The organism is Pseudobacter ginsenosidimutans, assembly GCF_007970185.1.
Taxonomy (GTDB): domain Bacteria; phylum Bacteroidota; class Bacteroidia; order Chitinophagales; family Chitinophagaceae; genus Pseudobacter; species Pseudobacter ginsenosidimutans.
Genome location: NZ_CP042431.1, coordinates 6,039,789 through 6,056,944, shown reverse-complemented (window position 1 = coordinate 6,056,944; position 17,156 = coordinate 6,039,789). Strand labels below are relative to the sequence as shown.

Annotated in this window: 14 protein-coding genes and 1 tRNA gene; 9 read left to right on the top strand and 6 right to left on the bottom strand. The window is 45.8% G+C overall.

Annotation, left to right across the window (positions count from 1 at the left end; genetic code table 11):
- Positions 1-22: 22 nt before the first annotated feature.
- Together FSB84_RS23875 and FSB84_RS23870 are read left to right on the top strand one after the other, a co-directional pair.
- Complete coding sequence (locus FSB84_RS23875; protein ID WP_130540364.1) at positions 23-478, top strand: energy transducer TonB; 456 nt, start codon at positions 23-25, stop codon at positions 476-478.
- A 136-nt stretch (positions 479-614) separates the two neighbouring features.
- A complete protein-coding gene (locus FSB84_RS23870; protein ID WP_130540363.1) occupies positions 615-1,286 on the top strand; it encodes a DUF5677 domain-containing protein in 672 nt (223 codons plus the stop codon).
- 123 nt (positions 1,287-1,409) lie between these two features.
- Here the strand turns inward: FSB84_RS23870 and FSB84_RS23865 are convergent, their stop codons facing one another.
- A complete protein-coding gene (locus FSB84_RS23865; protein ID WP_130540362.1) occupies positions 1,410-1,718 on the bottom strand; it encodes a hypothetical protein in 309 nt (102 codons plus the stop codon).
- Positions 1,719-2,186: 468 nt separating this feature from the next.
- Between FSB84_RS23865 and FSB84_RS23860 the strand changes: the two genes are divergently transcribed.
- Together FSB84_RS23860 and FSB84_RS23855 are read left to right on the top strand one after the other, a co-directional pair.
- Positions 2,187-2,762 carry a Crp/Fnr family transcriptional regulator gene (locus FSB84_RS23860; protein WP_130540361.1) on the top strand — a complete coding sequence of 192 codons (576 nt, stop codon included), beginning with the start codon at positions 2,187-2,189 and terminating at the stop codon, positions 2,760-2,762.
- Between the two features lie 68 nt (positions 2,763-2,830).
- Positions 2,831-3,286, top strand: a complete 456-nt coding sequence (locus FSB84_RS23855) for a carboxymuconolactone decarboxylase family protein (RefSeq protein WP_130540360.1) — start codon at positions 2,831-2,833, stop codon at positions 3,284-3,286.
- A 175-nt stretch (positions 3,287-3,461) separates the two neighbouring features.
- Here FSB84_RS23855 and FSB84_RS23850 read toward each other — a convergent pair.
- From FSB84_RS23850 to FSB84_RS30725, 5 genes are all read right to left on the bottom strand, one after another.
- Positions 3,462-3,535 (bottom strand) — tRNA-Pro (locus tag FSB84_RS23850).
- A gap of 173 nt (positions 3,536-3,708) precedes the next feature.
- Positions 3,709-5,256: a RagB/SusD family nutrient uptake outer membrane protein gene (locus FSB84_RS23845; RefSeq protein WP_130540359.1), complete on the bottom strand. Its 1,548-nt coding sequence runs from the start codon at positions 5,254-5,256 to the stop codon at positions 3,709-3,711.
- Positions 5,257-5,294: 38 nt separating this feature from the next.
- The gene (locus FSB84_RS23840) at positions 5,295-8,564 is read right to left on the bottom strand and encodes a SusC/RagA family TonB-linked outer membrane protein (RefSeq protein WP_130540358.1); all 3,270 of its coding nucleotides are present in this window, start codon (positions 8,562-8,564) and stop codon (positions 5,295-5,297) included.
- A 237-nt stretch (positions 8,565-8,801) separates the two neighbouring features.
- Positions 8,802-9,047: a hypothetical protein gene (locus FSB84_RS23835; RefSeq protein ID WP_130540357.1), complete on the bottom strand. Its 246-nt coding sequence runs from the start codon at positions 9,045-9,047 to the stop codon at positions 8,802-8,804.
- 9 nt (positions 9,048-9,056) lie between these two features.
- Positions 9,057-9,224: a hypothetical protein gene (locus FSB84_RS30725; protein ID WP_158644087.1), complete on the bottom strand. Its 168-nt coding sequence runs from the start codon at positions 9,222-9,224 to the stop codon at positions 9,057-9,059.
- Positions 9,225-9,343: 119 nt separating this feature from the next.
- Between FSB84_RS30725 and FSB84_RS23830 the strand changes: the two genes are divergently transcribed.
- From FSB84_RS23830 to FSB84_RS23810, 5 genes are all read left to right on the top strand, one after another.
- Positions 9,344-10,273, top strand: a complete 930-nt coding sequence (locus tag FSB84_RS23830) for a TraB/GumN family protein (RefSeq protein WP_130540356.1) — start codon at positions 9,344-9,346, stop codon at positions 10,271-10,273.
- 96 nt (positions 10,274-10,369) lie between these two features.
- Positions 10,370-11,407 carry a DHH family phosphoesterase gene (locus FSB84_RS23825; RefSeq protein WP_130540355.1) on the top strand — a complete coding sequence of 346 codons (1,038 nt, stop codon included), beginning with the start codon at positions 10,370-10,372 and terminating at the stop codon, positions 11,405-11,407.
- A 25-nt stretch (positions 11,408-11,432) separates the two neighbouring features.
- Positions 11,433-12,395, top strand: coding sequence for an FKBP-type peptidyl-prolyl cis-trans isomerase (locus tag FSB84_RS23820; protein ID WP_130540354.1), 963 nt, complete (start codon positions 11,433-11,435; stop codon positions 12,393-12,395).
- 133 nt (positions 12,396-12,528) lie between these two features.
- The gene (locus tag FSB84_RS23815; RefSeq protein WP_147122330.1) at positions 12,529-16,335 is read left to right on the top strand and encodes an FG-GAP-like repeat-containing protein; all 3,807 of its coding nucleotides are present in this window, start codon (positions 12,529-12,531) and stop codon (positions 16,333-16,335) included.
- Positions 16,311-17,114: a T9SS type A sorting domain-containing protein gene (locus tag FSB84_RS23810; RefSeq protein WP_147122328.1), complete on the top strand. Its 804-nt coding sequence runs from the start codon at positions 16,311-16,313 to the stop codon at positions 17,112-17,114. Before FSB84_RS23815 ends, FSB84_RS23810 begins: the two co-directional genes overlap by 25 nt.
- The last annotated feature ends 42 nt before the right edge of the window (positions 17,115-17,156 follow it).

Genomic DNA, 17,156 nt, shown 5'->3' with positions numbered 1-17,156 from the left:
GTTTTAACAAAAAGCAGATTTGATGAAAATACTATCCTTCTTATTTTTTGCAACATACCTGTTGTTAGATGGTAAAACATCGGCTTTCGATGTCTCAAACAATTGCGATTATTATTACAGCAAGTCCCTAAAAAAGAAAATTTATACTAGTTTGGAAATTGAACCTGAATTTCCTGGTGGAGTCACGGCATATGCTCGTTTCTTAAACAAAAATCTATTGACTCTACAGGACACCGAAGGTGATTTAGCTTCCTTGCCAATGCCAAGGATAAAATTCATTGTTGATACAGACGGGCAAATAAAAAAACCTTGCATTCAAAATAGAAGTGATTCTTTACAACTGAATTCCCTTGAAAAAGCTGCGCTGGAACTTATTAATAAGATGCCTAAATGGATTCCTGGCAAGTGCCACGGTAAAGTAGTTGCCGGAGAAGTGATTCGCCCGCTGGCAATTTGCATAAAGTTGGAAACGGATTAGAATGCCAGGGGCAATGCAAATCAAAATCACCAATCCAGCTATACTATAAAAACCTTTCGAATGTTCAGCTGTATTTAGAAAGGTTTTTGACTAGATTTCGTAAATTCAAGAGTTAGGCAATAGTTAATTAACAATCATGAAATTTGAAGATAAAATAATAGCTGGGTCTTTTAACGACCTGAAGGCAAACCTCATTAAAATACAGCAGCAATTAAATGAAGGTTCGTCAAAAATATCAATCAGTAAACCGGATGACTTTTTAGGTGTTACATTAAAAAATGTGCTCAATTACTCTTCAATTCTTGTAAATAGGTTACTTTCTTCTTTGGAACTACCTATTGAATTAAATGCTTGGCTCACTAGAAACCTCTTCGAATGCTATCTAATTGCTGAATACATTACAATCAATCCAGAGAAAGCGAAGGAATTTGTAGTTCAGAAAGCAACTGATGAGATTGAAATTTATGAAGGTATATTGACTTTAAAAAAATACGGGGCCACTGAAGAGACGGCTAAACCAATTCTCGATAGAATGGAACATATTAGAAACATTGTAAAAGAGCACGAATTGACAGAATCCAAACATTGGAGTGTAGGTTTGCTTGCGACACACACAGGAAATAGAGAAGAATATGAAGCGTTTTTCAAGCTATACTCTAAGTATGTTCACCCTTCATCCTGGTTAATAAACGGAAAAGAAAATGAATATGAAAATCCAACATTCAAGGCTGTCTTTTTGCTGCAAGGACAATATTATGCAAGCTGTATACTAAAAATTAGTTCTAAATATGAACAGCAACATTCTTGAACCATCGCCTGACATGAGATTAACGTTATTAATACCTCAGATATGAAATGAGAACCACTAAATGTTTTCTTCAGACTATGTCAGTGTGTAGGATTCGTAAAGAGCCCAAGTATTTCGATAGCCTTATATTCCAACCTTAACTTTGCCTTGATGATAAGGTCGTCTTTCAGGAACTATAATCCACATGAGAGCAGTTCCATTTATGGGCAAAGGATTTGAATTATCCAAAATGATGTTTCCCAAAGAGTCCTCGAATTCGGGCCCAATCATATAAAGTTGATTTTGGCTATGGCCTTCAAAATCATACCAGAAATCTGAACGGATGCCTTGGAAGGGGAGCTTACTTCTGCCTCCCTTTTCTTTGACAAAAAATGTATATCTAACTCTAAAGTCAGCAGGGAAGCCTAATTTACTTTTATTAGGTTGGTGCATGCTCATAATTTCGCATGCAAAGTGGAAATTGATTTAGCGAATATATTTCCGTTTATCAATGTTGGGTGGCATCACATAACATCCAACCGGATTCGAACTCGAAATATCTTGGTAGTCAATGGATAAGCATTTTTCCAACAAAATCCAATAAACAGGAAACCCGCTCTCGGAGCGGGTTTCCTGTTTCAGTCGGGAAGACTGGACAAATGTCGAACCGTTTTATTGAGGATTTAAAGGAAATTTCAAGTTTTTCAGCCAATTCGAGACATTGTAAAGTATTGAAACCTCTATGACCAGGAGCCTGATCCAAAAAGAGTAGACCAATCAGCTCATCGATTAAATGATTAAATTCATTAAAACAACTTTCGGGAACTGGCTCTACATGGCTATATTTACGAAAGTCTTTGGTGAGATTTTGCCCATACAAGAGTTACGTGCAATCCTAAACCGAACACTCTTTTAACCCAAATGCTGGATATATTTAAAAATCATATAGCCAAATTCGCACAAGTATCAGACGATGAATTCGCAGAAATTAAAAAGTACTTTGATGCGAAAGAGGTGGCTAAAAAAGAAAACCTATTACAGGAAGGACAAATTTGCAGACATCATTATTTTGTTCTGAGCGGCTTATTGCGAAAGTTTTACATCAACGAAAAAGGCATTGAACAAACCACTGAATTTGCAATAGAAACCTGGTGGCTTACAGATAACTTTGCCTACGAAAACAAGGTTCCTACGGAATTTTATATTCAGGCTGTAGAAAAATCTATTGTACTTTACATCACTCAAAAAAAACAGGAGAACCTATTAAAGGAGTTTCCGGTAATGGAACGCTATTTCCGTTTTGTTTACCAACGGGCATATGCAGCAGCTCAAAAACGTATCAAATTTCTTTTTTCATTTTCAAAAGAAGAATTTTATTTCCAGGCCGTTAGAAATCACCCCGAATTCGTGCAACGAGTTCCTCAATACTTAATCGCTTCCTATCTGGGTTTTACCCCCGAATATTTAAGTGAAATCCGAAAGAAACTTCTTTCTTAAACCAGTTTAAGTTTTTTCAATTTCTTACTTTCCAATTTTGCATTGAACAATTTTAAAAGAATAATACAATGCAAAAACGATTTAACATTAAAGAAGTTGCTCCAAATGCGCTAAAAGCGATGGTTGGTTTAGAAATCTACCTTTCACAATCATCTATTATATCCAGGACAACCAAAGAGCTTATAAAAATCCGTGCTTCACAAATCAACGGCTGTGCGTATTGTATCAACACTCACACTCAGGACGCAATTAAAAATGGTGAAACAAATCAGCGTATTTTTCTATTGAATACCTGGAGAGAAGCTGAGGGTATTTTTACGGATGAAGAAAAAGCAGTGTTGGCAATAACCGAAGAGATAACATTAATCCATCGGAATGGATTGTCGGATGAAACCTATTCAAACGCCTTACAGTTTTTTAGCGAGACCCAAATCGCAGATATAATAACGGCTGTAATTACTATCAATCTTTGGAACAGGGTTGTATTAAGCACCCATCTACTGATAGGACAAAGTCTTGCATAAGAGCTATTATAAAAAAATCGGAGGCTTGCACTGCCGAAAAGTTAAACACTTTTTTAGGGATATTTTCTTTTGAACAGTTCGTTTGCACCGAGGTTTCCGATCGCCTTAGTAAATAAATTTCAAAAGGTTACTGTAACTAAGAAGCCCCTCCGCTAAGCGAAAGGGCTTCTTTTCGTCGGGTGGACTGGATTCGAACCAGCGACCCCTTGCACCCCATGCAAGTGCGCTACCGGGCTGCGCCACCACCCGAATCCTTAAGCCAATCGGCTTAAATCGGGGTGCAAATATAGGTGTATTATGTTATCTCCCAAAGAATTATTCAGAAAATTTCACCTGATCGGACCATAGCAAACTATCTCTTATCGTGGAAGTTACCCAGCCGAACCCCGGTAAACAGCAGGTTCTGATTTTGAACGATAAACTTAATACCCCTCATTCTGATCCAATTTATTCAGCGTCACCTCCCGCAGCGGAATCGCATAGATCAACTTATTCGCATTCACATTATACGAACCAGGCAAAAGATAACTATACAATGATTTCATTTCCTCCCCATGTGTTGTCATCACTTCGATGGCTTTGTCGGTTCTCACCAGATCCAGCCAGCGATAATTCTCAAAAGCCAGTTCCACTCTTTGTTCATTTGCAATAATTGTTCGGAGTGAACCAGGATCGCCGGCATTTACCGGATCCAGTCCGGCTCTTTTTCTTACGCGATTAAGAGGTGCCAACGCATCACCCGGTCTTCCACTTTCATTCAGCGATTCTGCCAGCCACAACAACACACCTGCAAACCGGAATACCGGCCAGTTCTGATCGGTATTATAACCCGGAGCAGTATACGGAGGAAAGAAATACTTGCTCACAAAAACCTTCGGAGTAGTGCCGGCAGGAGGGGTATAAGAAGTAATATCTGTGATCACTTTATCTGGTAACCATCCTGTATCACCGCTCCTGATCCTTCCTTCCAGGATATTGATGCTGGCGGGCAGTCGCGCATCACCATCTTCGTAAGTATCAATCAGGTCCTGGGTGGGCGTGTTCCAGCCACCATTCACATTATTATAGGAGAAGCCGATAATGGGCGCCAGGTCTACCGTCAATGGTAAGAACCGATAAATAAATTGACTGGATTGTCCATCGGTTCCCGATTTATATCCCACTTCCAAAATAGATTCCTTGTTCATGGCATTGCTTTCATTGGCGGGATTGAAAGCATCTTTATATGCCGGCCACAGATCGTACCCCATAGTGGTTACATCCTGGAGTAACGGTACCGCCAGATCGAACTGTTTGCGGGTCATATACACAAGAGCCAGTTCCGTTGACGCTGATCCTTTGTTGAAGCGGCCATAGGAAGGGAAGCCAGCCGGAGGAGCCAGCGAATTGATAGCCTCCGTAAAGTCGGCAATGATCTGATTGTAGATGCTGTCGCTTGTGCTCCGGGGCCTGAATGCCTGCTCTGAAGTGCGCACTTCGTGCAGGTGCAGAGGAACCGGACCGAAATGACGGATCAGGTCGAAATAATAATGTGCACGAAGCGCTTTGGCTTCACCAGTGATCTTTTTTCTGTCTTCCTCAGCCATCTCAAACTGGATGGTCTCCAGTCTGTCGAGGATCACATTGGTGCGGGATATGCCATTGAATGCGGCTGCGTACCTGGTATTGATCACGCTATTGCCGGCATCATCCATGAAATCCGCCAGCTGTTCATAACCGATCCCTCCACGATCCTGCGCATTGTAATCATAATGGGTATTGTCTGATCGCATTTCATCCATGAAGAAGGCAATATTGGCTATATCACGCAAAGGCACATACGCACCTGTCAGCGCCTGCTGAAACTCTTCTGTATTCTTGAAATAATTTTCGGGAGGAATGCTGCCTTCGGGCAGCAGGTCCAGGAAGTCTTTCTTGCAGGAACCAAGTCCGGTGCAGGCTACCAGTAAAATTAAAAGATAACGTTTCATATAATTAGATTAGATAGGTCTTCAATTGTAATTGCCGGTTAGAAACTGATATTGGCTCCAATGATAAAGTTCCTGGGAACGGGAAAGGATCCATTGTCCAGACCACCTGTTGTGGCCTGATCCCGGCTGTCGTTGGCCTCTGGGTTTTGTTCTTTGTATTTCGTGAAAACGAAAAGCTGGTTGCCGCTGATATAGATGCGGGCCGACTTCACGTACTTCAGAACATCCGTGAAAGTATATCCGAGCGTTATGTTACGCACAGTAAGATAATCACCGGGAGAGACCCAATTGGAATTGCCGAGCCTGTACAATTCGGTTGTGCCTGTGAGTGTGCGCGGCGCTTTGCCATTGCCGGGATTGGAGGGTGAACGCCAGCGTTGGGCCATGTCTTTCGTTACATTGAAAATGCCGTCGATATTCAAAAGGTTCTGATTATTCACGTACATAATATCATGTCCTGCAGCGCCTGAAACCACTACATTGAAATCCCAGTTTTTCCAGCTAAGTGTATTGGTCATGCCGTAGAGATAACGTGGGTTGGGATTGCCGATAAAATCTTTATCCTTTGCATCTATCACATTATTGCCATCGATATCTTTCATTCTTGTGGTACCTACAGCAGAAGTATTGTGTTTGGGTTGCGAATCAAATTCTTCCTGTGTCATATAAACGCCGTCGAACACATAGCCCCAGAACTCACCGATCCTGCGGCCCACAGCGGTACGGTTATAATCGTTATACGTACCTGTGCCGCCGATAGGGTTGTCGTTCTGGAGGCGAAGCACTTTGTTATCATTGAAAGCGATATTGAAATTGGTGGTCCATTTCAATGCTCCTGTGAGGTTGAGGGTGCTGAGTGAGATCTCATGACCCCACATCCTGAAAGAACCAACATTGGAAGTGATCTGCGTATATCCTGAAGAAGAAGGTAGATCGATGCGATACAACAGGTCTTCTGTTTCTTTCCTGTAATAATCGTAAGTGAGTTGGATTCTGTCGTCAAGAAAAGATGCTTCCAATCCGAGATCAAGTTGTTTGGAGGTTTCCCAGCTCAGCAGCGGATTACCGAGAGAAGTGATGGAATAACCGGGACTGCTGGTGGCTCCTTCAAATGTATAAGGAGTGGGACTCAGCAGCGACACCTGTGTATAATCCCCGATATTATTATTTCCTGTAAGACCATAGCTGCCGCGCAGTTTGAGGAATGACATCAGCTTGCTCTTGGGGAAAAACTTCTCATCACTCACAACCCAACCAGCCGCAACTGATGGGAAATATCCCCACCTGTTATCGGTTCCGAATCGTGAAGATGCATCGCGACGAATATTAGCCGTGATGAAATACTTGTTCTGGAAATCATAATTCAGTCTTCCGAACCAGCTGATCATATCCCATTCTGTATTGTTGGTGTTGCCGCTGTTCACGCCTGAGCCCTGAATGATCCAGGGAATAAGATCGTTCGGAAAATTAGTGCCTGAGATATTCCGGAGATTACGACTGTATTTCTGTGCAGCATATCCTGCCAGTACATCAAAATGATGATCGGCGCCGAGAAAGAAATTATAAGTAAGTGTGTTTTCCGTCAACCAGGAGGTATAGTTGAAGGAACTGTGCACTGCGTTGATATTGGTATTGGGTGGGGGAGACCCGAATGTACCATAGTTCTTATTGTAGAATGCATTGTAATCTGCATTCCCCAGGTCTACATTCACGCTGGTGCGAAAGTTCAGGTCTTTGATGATCTCCAGTTCAGCATATGCATTACCCAGCATCCTGAAGGTTTTCTGATCTACGTTCGCATTGAGCAATTGCTGATAAGGATTGGGCATGGCATACATGCCTGTAGAGCTGCCTCTGAGCGGAAAGCTTCCATCCGGGTTTTGTTTGGGAACGAGTGGTGAAGCGATCATACCCAGTACAAGGATCTGCCGGTTTCCATCCAGGTTGGCTCTTGTGTTCTTATCATTCTGGAACGAAGGCGCAATATTGAATCCAAGCTTGAGTCCTTTGATGGGGCGGAACTCGTTATTGGCGCGAAAAGAAAAACGTTCCATCCCTGTGTTGAGCATCACACCCTGTTGATTGAAGTAGGTAGCGGTAATACTGCTGAGTACCTTGTTGGTGCCCGTGGATACATTCACGGTGTGTGTTTGCATGGGGGCAGTTCTCAGCATCTCATCGTACCAGTCGGTTCCTTCTCCATATTGTGAGGGATTACGATATTCTTCCGGCACATCATCCAGTGTTGGTTCGCGTGGAGGATCGGTGGGCGTTCCTTCGTAGCGTCTTTTATCTTCATAATATTCCTTCATGAACGTGGCAAATTCTCTTGCGTTCATGGTATTGGGCCTGCCTCTTTCTGCTACGCTTTGCCAGCCAACGGAGCTGTTGACAGTAACAACGGTCTTGTTGGGTTTGGCAGTTCTTGTGGTGATCATCACAACGCCATTGGCTGCGCGTGACCCGTAGAGCGCTGTGGAGGAAGCGTCTTTCAGCACACTGAAACTTTCAATATCGTCAGGATTCAGCAGATTGATATCAGTTACCGGTTGACCATCCACTACAAACAAAGGCTGGTTGCCTGAATTGAGAGAGGATGCGCCTCTGAGGCGGAAGGTCATGGCCTGACCGGGTCTGCCGGTCACCTGGTTGATCTGCAGGCCGGGCACTTTACCATTGAGTCTTTGTCCGAATTCAGCAGCGGGGATATCGCGGATATCCGTTGCTTCCACTACTGCGATGGAACCGGTGATGTTTCGTTGCCGCTGTTTGCCATAGCTGACCACCACTACCTGGTCAAGCTCATCGCTGCCCGCGGCCTGCAAACTGACGGTGACCTGTTTCTGTGCACTGACCCTTACCTCGGTGCTTCTGAAACCGACCCTGCTGAAAACGAGTACATCTCCGGGTTTGGCCCTGATGGCGAAGCGGCCGGAACTGTCTGTGAGGATCACGGCCTGCTGTCCTTTTACCTGAACCGAAGTTCCCGAGAGGTCAGTGGATTCAGCAGGCAGCGATACCCTGCCGGTAACGAGTGCTGTATCTGTTTGCTGCCTGAGGCTATCGTCTGCCTGCGTTGGCATAGTATCCTGCAATATGGGAACAGTATCTTTTTTAGGGATCGTATCAGAAGGGGGAGGATCTTTTCGGGGGATAGTATCTGTTTTGAGAAGGAACTTGTCTTGTTTCGGTTTCGCTGTGTCCTGTCCGTTAGATGCATAAGAAAATGAGAAGAGAATCAGGCATCCGGTGAATACGCGCACAACACTTCTCCGCAGCAGTCTGTAAGACCGGGTAGAATTGATCATAACAAATTTGTTTCGTTTTGTGTTAGATAATTCTACAGGCTAAGGTTACGGAGGCGTTTCTGCCATCGTATCAAAAGTCATACCTATAAATTCATCTTACAGAAAACACACAGCATTGTTATGCAGAGCATTTCATCATTTCCCGTATTTTTTAATTGTATTTTAAAATGGAGGAAATGAAAACGGCCGCTCTGTGAAGAGCGGCCGGCATAAAAAGATATCTTTAAGAACGGGTGATCATCTTACCACAGATTCCACCACTTCCACAATTGCCGCAATCAATCCGGCATCCAGCTTTTTCGCATCCGGGTGATCGGGGTCCACCAGTATTGCACGATAATTCTTTTCTTCATCGGGTTCCAGCGCCACTTCAACACCATTCACATCCACCAGGATCCTGTGCGTATAACCGGTCTGCTGCAATCGGGCAGGGAAGGAGAGGTCTTTACCCTTCCAGGTAACCGGGATCTCAAGTTCACTCATACAAACTAATTAGCTACCTCTTGTGCCACCGGTTTTGGTAACCTTCTTATTGAATCCGCCGCCAACTTTACCACCAGGTTTGCTGATGAACTTGGAGCCGGAGCCACCTACCATATTATTATTGTTCTTTTTTCCTTTTTTGTCGTTCTTCTTATTGTTGTTAGACGTAAGGGACATACTGTTACAATTTTTGTTCGTAACAAATATAATAGTTCCCTGTTAATTCGGAAGAACTCGGGCCACCCGGGATTACGTTTTAACGTTCTTTCTCTGTAATTTGCTGAAAATACAGGTTTATGAAATCATCCGGACTGGCAGTATTGTTAACCCTCGGCTCGCTCTTTTCCTTTGCCCAGGCGCCCAAGACCGCCGCAAAGCCCAAAGCAGTAGCCAAACCCGCTGCCAAAACCTCCGCCACCCCCAAAACGCTCCTCTGGGAGATCTCCGGTAACGGAATGGCCAAGCCTTCCTATCTCTTCGGCACCATGCATATCCTCTGCGAAGCAGACGCCGCGCTGAGCGAAAACCTCAAAAAGATCATCCAAAGCAGCGATTTCATCTGTTTTGAACTGGATATGGACAATTCCGAAGAAACCATGGGCTTCATGAAATACGCCCGCATGAGCGATAACCAGAAACTGCAGGACCTGCTCACCGAAGCTGAATTCGCCCGCATCGAAAAATACTTTTCAGATAACAAGACCATGCTGCCGCTCAGCATGCTCACGCGTTTCAAACCTTATTTCATTTCCAGCATCATTTCAGAAAGGCTCATGGATTGCCCCAAAAAGAAATCCATGGAAGAGCTTATCATGACCGAAGGCAGGAAATACAATAAGGAGATCAAAGGTATCGAGACCGTCGCCTACCAGGCCGGCCTGTTCGACAGCATCCCTTACAAAAAACAGGCAAAAGACCTCCTGTCTTATATCGATAGCATCGACACCTACAAAAAGACCACCCTCAAACTGGCCGAAGTCTATAAAAAACAAGACCTCTCCCAGATGGACTCCCTCATTGTCAAAAGCGATCCCGGTATGGAGGAATACATGGATGTGCTCCTTTACAACCGTAACCTCAACTGGAGCCACGATATCTTCAATATCTCCCAGGATGGCCGTCAGACCGTACTTTTTGCCGTAGGGGCGGGGCACCTGGCCGGGGATAAAGGCGTGCTGGCCTTGCTTCGTAAAAAAGGGTATAAACTGAAGCCACTGCCCAACTGATAAGGCCGTCCGGCCGCAAATCCTGCGGATACATCCCGTCAAAAGGATATTCCTTTTGGCCGTTGGACTTTATTTCCGCAAATTTGCCTCCGTTTTATGCTACCTATCCAAGATTTATACCCGCTGCTCAACACACCACGCAAAGTGGTGATCACCATGCATCAGAAGCCTGATGCAGACGCCATGGGATCCGCCCTGGGACTTTATCATTTCCTGGTACAACTGGGCCACCACGTTACTGTGGTATCCCCAACCAACTGGGCCAAGTGGCTCAACTGGATGCCCGGATGCAATAAAGTAGTGGACTTCGAACTCACGAGAGACAAAGCCGAAGGCATTCTCAAAGAAGCCGAATGGATCTTTTGTCTTGACTTCAATATCCTGCTCCGCACCAAGAATATGGCGCCTATCATCAAAGCGCTCAATGTTACACGTATTCTCATAGATCACCACGCACAGCCCGATACGCCCACTTTCGCGTATGGTATCTCCGATACCAAAAAGAGCTCTACCAGCGAAATGATCTACGACTTCATCGTGGAAGCAGGTTACAAACACCTCGTGAATAAAGAAGTGGCCCAATGTCTTTATGCAGGCGTAATGACCGACACCGGTTCATTTCGTTTCCCCGCAGCAAGCGCAGCGGTGCACCGTATGATTGCTGATTTTAAAGACCAGGGACTTGACCATACCAAAGTTCATGAGCATATTTACGATAACTATCTCGAGAACAGGTTGCGCTTCATAGGCCATGTACTCCTGCATCGCATGGAAGTGTTCTATGAATACAATACTGCTCTCATCTCCATCCCCAAGAAAGACCTCCTGCGCTATGAGATCAAAACCGGCGATACAGAAGGTCTGGTGAACTATCCGCTCAGCATCCAGGGAATTCGGCTGGCCGCGATCGTTATAGACAGGGATGAAGAAAGAAAATGGAGCTTCCGCAGCAAAGGCGACTTTGACGTGAACAGTTTCGCCCGGAAATATTTCGAAGGCGGTGGTCACTTCAACGCAGCAGGCGGCAGAAGCAGCGCATCACTGGATGAGACCGTGGAGCATTTCATGCAGGCCATCCAGGAAAATGAAGCTGCCCTCCAGGAAGAAAGAACATCATCTAACAAAAAACAATAAAGAAGGTAATTAATAATTTTCCAGCATGAAAAAAACAACCATTCTTCTCAGTGGCCTGGCAATCGCCCTTGGTTTCGCAGCCTGTTCAGGCGGTGGTTCTTTCAAAAAGACCAAGAGCGGTCTGATGTACAAGATCCAATCTGACGACAATAGCCAGCCTGTGGTTAAACGTGGTAATATCCTCAAATTATACTTCCAGCAAAAATCTGGTGACACTACTTTCGGCGACAACTACGGTAAAATGCCCCTGTATGCACCAGTTGATTCTGTTGGTTCCACTTACAACCCTGCAGAGATCTTCGTTCTCCTGCGTAAAGGCGACAGCGCTACTGTAGTGCTGGTTCCCGATACACTCCTGAAGAAAGGAGCACAACTGCCTCCCTTCATCAAACGTAAAGACAAGATCGTTCTCAGCTTCCGCGTAGCTGACGTATTCACCAGCGACAGCCTGGCCGAAGTAGACCGCAACGCAGAGATGATGAAAGAACAAGCCCGCATGAAAATTGAAGCAGAAGGTCAGAAAACGAAAGACGCTGCTGGTCTGGACGCATACGTGAAGAAGAACAACCTCACTGTACAGAAAACTCCAAACGGCGTTTACTACCACATCACTTCCACACAGAATGGTGCGGCTATCGATACAGGCGATGTTGTAGCTATCAAATACACTGGCTACACTACTGAAGGAAAATATTTCGATTCCAACATGGACAGCACCAAGCAAACCCAACCACACAGCATGGAGCCATTCAGCTTCCAGGCCGCTGGTCAGGGCGCTATCCCTGGTATGACTGAAGCCATCCTCTTCTTCAAGAAAGGAGACAAAGGCCGCATGCTCATCCCATCTGTTCTGGCTTACGGCGCCAACCCTCAACCAGGTGGCCCTATCAAGCCGAATGAGAACCTGATCTTCGATATCGAAGTGGTGGATGTGAAGAAACGTTCTGAAGCTCCGGCTCCAGGCGCAGTTCCTCACGCAGGACACTAATACAGTTCACCTGGCTTCAAAGCCAGCACTTGAATAAAAGCAAACGGCCCGCTCTGGTGGGCCGTTTGCTATTTTATGACCGTTATTGAAATATGAAAAATACAAGCTAATTTACAGGAAGAAACCTCGTCCCATGAGCCACTTCCTGCGCTTTAACCCCGGCCGGTTCTGCCTGTTGTTGATGATGGTATTTTGCTCCCTGCAATCTGCAGCACAATTCAGACTGGCGCATCGCATGGAAGATGCTTCCAATGCCGTCAGGGAGATCCATTTCTTTTCTCACAATGAAGGTTATGCGGCCTTCCACAAATGGATCGGGTATACAAGCGATAGCGGCAAACACTTCATTCAAAAAAATATCACCAACGCCAACGTAAACTATAATGGCTATTCCGTGAACCTGACATTCGGTTTCGGTATTGCCGGCGTGTATGCATTCGATAAGAATAAACTACTGGTGTATGGCGATTACGGCTCCGTGCCCGCCATTCTCTATTCAACCGATGGCGGCTCCACTTTCAAGCTGGTGCATCATACGGTCCTCAACACCGGGCAGCTCTTCACCGGTGTTACAAAGATCATTTTCACCAGCGCAACCACCGGTTATGCAACAGAGCCTGACCGCATAGTGAAGACAACCGATGGCGGCCAGAGCTGGTCCTCTGTTCTCGAAAGACAAAATGGTTTTTTCTCTGATCTTCAATCTCCGTCAACTGATCTAGTGTTTGCTTTTTCAAGGGATCAGTCGGGTGGCCTCTGGCTCATGCGTTCCGATAATGCTGGTCTCAACTGGAATCCGGTTACAAAACCATTATCATACGTGAACCATGCCTTTTTCATTTCAAAAGACAAGGGTTGGGTGAATGCAAGGAAAACAGCCGAGAACGTGAACAATAACAGCACCTGGTATACATCAGACGGAGGCAATAACTGGAAAGAGATGGCCCCGGAAACCGGCAGTCCATTCTTCGGCCCCAAAATGCAGTTTGTGAACGATAGTTCCGGCTATGCGCTCAGCTGGGGTAATCTTCTTTACAAAACAACAGACTCCGGCAAAGTTTGGGAGCCCTTGCCTTTTGCTAACGGGGACGAGCAGCTGATGCCAACGCTTCAGTCGTTTTTCATCAGGAATGAAGACCAGATCTGGTTAGGTGGCGATGGACACAGCGCTATCGCACTTACGGCAAATGGCGGCGGCATAACTTTGCCACAAGCGAGGTTCGGGATCGATACCGCTGGTTATTCCAATACCGGCATTACCAAACTCGTCAATTATTCCAAACCCAATTATCTGTACAAATGGTTTGTGAATGGAGTACAGATCAGTACGGATTATCATACTACTTATCGTCATCACTTTTCAAATATTTCCGATATCATCGAGCTGGTGGTGATCAAAGGCAGTCGGACAGATACTTTTCGCAGGCAGCAGGATTATCCCGAGTTACCTGCTCCTGTGGTCAGTTCCTTCTCGCCACAATCAGGAAGTGCGGGTACAGTGGTAGAGATCCGCGGCACTGGCTTCAACTATGTGAATGCAGTGAGCTTCGGCGGTGCGCCGGCTGCTTCTTTCAGGATCATATCATCGGAGATCCTGCTGGCGGTTGTTGCCAGCGGCAGTAGCGGCAATGTAACCGTGAGTACTTTCTATACATCCCATTCCAAACCCGGATTTCAATATTATACAGCATCGGCCAATGCGCCTGTTATTACCGGCATGAGCGCAGATTTTGGCAATGCCGGGAACAGCATCACACTGACAGGTCAGAACTTTGGCGCGTCCGCTGCCAACAACCAGGTGAATTTTGGAAGTATCAAAGCGGTGATCAGCTCTGCATCATCCACGCAGATCACTGTTCAGGTACCAGCCGGCGCGATTTATGGGCCGATCACTGTGCTCAATAAAACCACTTCATTGAGCGCCGCTTCACCGCGGCCTTTCAATGTAACATTCCCCGACAGTTCCAATTTTACACCCACTACGTGGAAACCCGCGCTATACCTGCCTATCAGCTATCATGCCGCATACGGCAATATCATAGGAGGAGATATAGACGGCGATGGAAAGAACGACCTGTTGCATACAGGCTCCGGCAGAAATTCAGATTTCACTGTATACCTGAATACGGGTACCGGCAATAAGTTCTCTTTTGCAGAGCCGGTATCTGTTCCCATGAAGAGTACAGAATTCACTGTCGCGATCCTGAAAGACCTGGATGGCGATGGCAAACCCGATTTCATTCCATTTGCAGGATCGGGAGGAGTGCAGGTTGCGCGTAATACCAGCACGCCTGGTCATGTTTCGTTTGATAATACCCGTTATCTGCCAGGGACTTGGTCGCACCAATCATTGAACGTTGACGATCTGGATGGTGATGGCAGACCAGATCTTGTTGCAGGCATAGAAGGCGAACCATATCTGGAGGTATTGCGGAATACCAGTTCATCCGGATCCATCGCTTTTGCCGAACCAAAGCAATACAGTGTGCTGTGGCGCCCCTCAGACATCGGCTGCGCCGATCTGGATGGCGATGGCAAAAAAGAGATAATTACCTATTCCGGTGAATACGCTACGGAAGCCGGTCTGGTGGAGATCCTCAGGAATACGGGCAGTCGCGGCAATATCAGCTTTGTCCACAGCACTGAATTCAGGGCTTCAGGCGGCATGCTGAATGCTCATTTCATCCGGCTGGTCGATTTCGACGGAGATGGAAAGCCAGACATTATCCTGGCTAACGACAAGAACCTAATTTTCTACCGCAACACAACAACAGCTCCCGGAAATTTCACATTCGATACTCCCATAACACTGGAAAGACCATTCAAGTTTGCAACGATGCATGTTGCTAACTTCACAGGCGGCAAAAAGGCAGATCTCGCACTGGGCGGCGACACCAGGATACTCTGGGCATACAAGAACTATTCTACTCCCGGCCAGATCAAACAGGAAGAAGCCACTCATTGGGAAACCTTAACTCCATTTGACAGATTCTACAATACCGTTTCCGACTTCAACGGAGATAATAAGCCCGATCTCGCCGCCTACGATTATGACACCAGAACATTCAATTTTTTTGAGAACATGACCGGAGTGCCCATCACCAGCAGGATCTGTACCGGTGAAGGAGGAGAGCTGCAATGCGATATTACCGGTACCAATTTTCAGTGGCAGGTAAACAGGGGCAGCGGATTTGTGGACCTCGTCAATGATGCCAATGTAACTGGCGCTACTACTGCAAAACTGGAACTGAAACAGCTTCCCGCAAGCTGGAACGATTACACCATCCGCTGTGTGGCTGATGGCCGTTACAGCAGTATCTGGCGTTTGTTCGTTGCTGGTAGTTTAACTCCGGGGCTAAGTGTATCCGTTCCTTCCACCAGTTTCTGTAAAGATGAAATGGTCACTTTCACAGCCACCGTTACCGATGCCGGCCTCTTACCTTATCTGAACTGGTATATCAATGGTGAACTGGTGCAGTTGCGGGAAGACCTTCAATTCTCCACCAAAGAACTAAAGCAGGGCGATAAGGTGCAGGTGAAACTAAGTTCCAGTGAGAAATGTTCAGTTGGTTTGCCCGCTATAAGTAATCTGCTTACGATGACGCAGAAAGGAGAACTGCCTAAGGCTGTGATCCAGCCAACATCGTCGGTCATTTGTTCTGATTCAGTTGTCACTTTCAAAGCGGTGGTGGTGAATGGCGGCAGCAATCCATCTTTCCAATGGAAATATGAAGATGAGATCGTTGGTGGTAACAGCGCTGAATTGACCATTCCTGTTACACTTCCTTATACATATATCTATCTGAAGATGACCAGCAATGCTGCCATCTGCAATAACGGGCCGGTGGACGCCTTCCTGGATGCGCCTGTTCGCGCCAACTTCAACAGTAACGTAAGTATCAAACCCTCGGGGCTATGGCTTGTCCGGGTATACCAGTGACATTCACGGCTACGCCAGGCTTTGTACATAGTAACGAAACGCCTGCATACCAATGGCTGGTGAATGATATCAGTGCAGGCAGCAATAACACCATCTTCACTACAAGCACACTCAAAGGAGGCGACCAGGTAAAAGTGAAGATCATTTCTACACAAAGATGTACGCAGCCTGCATTCAGCAATATCATTACGCTTACACAGGGTACCGGTCCCGCTCCTTTGCCATTGGCAAGTATCGATGGAAAAACAATTGTCAAGCCCGGGGAAGGCGCCACCTACACGGCCAAAATTGTCAATCCCGGAATTGATGCCTTTATCTATTGGGAAGATAGTGTGGCTGCGAGGGGCTGGAATTCTGTGGACGGATCCAATGGTAGGTATGAAATCGATTACTGGCCTGGTGTTGCAGAAGTAAAGCTCCGGTATCACTACCAAAGCTTTATCAACTGTGTGGGCGAAGTGACTGTTCAAAGTAATAAGCTGACCATCAAGGTGAGTAACGTTACTACCGGCATAGACCCAGTGAATGGTGGAAGCCTGGGCATCCGGTATTATCCCAATCCGGTTCCCAAAACACTGATCATTGATGGACTTAGTTTATCGGACAAATGGGAAACGATTGTGATAAACGATATTTCCGGAAAGCAAATAATGGAATTACCGGTGAAGAATATGCGAAAGATTGAATTGCCCGTACAGCGGTTGACGCCGGGAATTTATGTAGCGATATTGAACAGGAGAGAGGGCAGGAAAGCGTATTTGAAATTTGTGAAGCAATAATAGGATATCAGGAAAAATAAAAGCCGGGCCTGTCTGGGTCCG

Excerpts from the sequence above, each read along its gene's own strand:
- FSB84_RS23875 (WP_130540364.1), top strand. The coding sequence starts at position 23 with ATGAAAATACTATCCTTCTTATTTTTTGCAACATACCTGTTGTTAGAT.
- FSB84_RS23870 (WP_130540363.1), top strand. The coding sequence starts at position 615 with ATGAAATTTGAAGATAAAATAATAGCTGGGTCTTTTAACGACCTGAAG.
- FSB84_RS23865 (WP_130540362.1), bottom strand. The coding sequence starts at position 1,718 with ATGCACCAACCTAATAAAAGTAAATTAGGCTTCCCTGCTGACTTTAGA.
- FSB84_RS23860 (WP_130540361.1), top strand. The coding sequence starts at position 2,187 with ATGCTGGATATATTTAAAAATCATATAGCCAAATTCGCACAAGTATCA.
- FSB84_RS23855 (WP_130540360.1), top strand. The coding sequence starts at position 2,831 with ATGCAAAAACGATTTAACATTAAAGAAGTTGCTCCAAATGCGCTAAAA.
- FSB84_RS23845 (WP_130540359.1), bottom strand. The coding sequence starts at position 5,256 with ATGAAACGTTATCTTTTAATTTTACTGGTAGCCTGCACCGGACTTGGT.
- FSB84_RS23840 (WP_130540358.1), bottom strand. The coding sequence starts at position 8,564 with ATGATCAATTCTACCCGGTCTTACAGACTGCTGCGGAGAAGTGTTGTG.
- FSB84_RS23835 (WP_130540357.1), bottom strand. The coding sequence starts at position 9,047 with ATGAGTGAACTTGAGATCCCGGTTACCTGGAAGGGTAAAGACCTCTCC.
- FSB84_RS30725 (WP_158644087.1), bottom strand. The coding sequence starts at position 9,224 with ATGTCCCTTACGTCTAACAACAATAAGAAGAACGACAAAAAAGGAAAA.
- FSB84_RS23830 (WP_130540356.1), top strand. The coding sequence starts at position 9,344 with ATGAAATCATCCGGACTGGCAGTATTGTTAACCCTCGGCTCGCTCTTT.
- FSB84_RS23825 (WP_130540355.1), top strand. The coding sequence starts at position 10,370 with ATGCTACCTATCCAAGATTTATACCCGCTGCTCAACACACCACGCAAA.
- FSB84_RS23820 (WP_130540354.1), top strand. The coding sequence starts at position 11,433 with ATGAAAAAAACAACCATTCTTCTCAGTGGCCTGGCAATCGCCCTTGGT.
- FSB84_RS23815 (WP_147122330.1), top strand. The coding sequence starts at position 12,529 with ATGAGCCACTTCCTGCGCTTTAACCCCGGCCGGTTCTGCCTGTTGTTG.
- FSB84_RS23810 (WP_147122328.1), top strand. The coding sequence starts at position 16,311 with ATGGCTTGTCCGGGTATACCAGTGACATTCACGGCTACGCCAGGCTTT.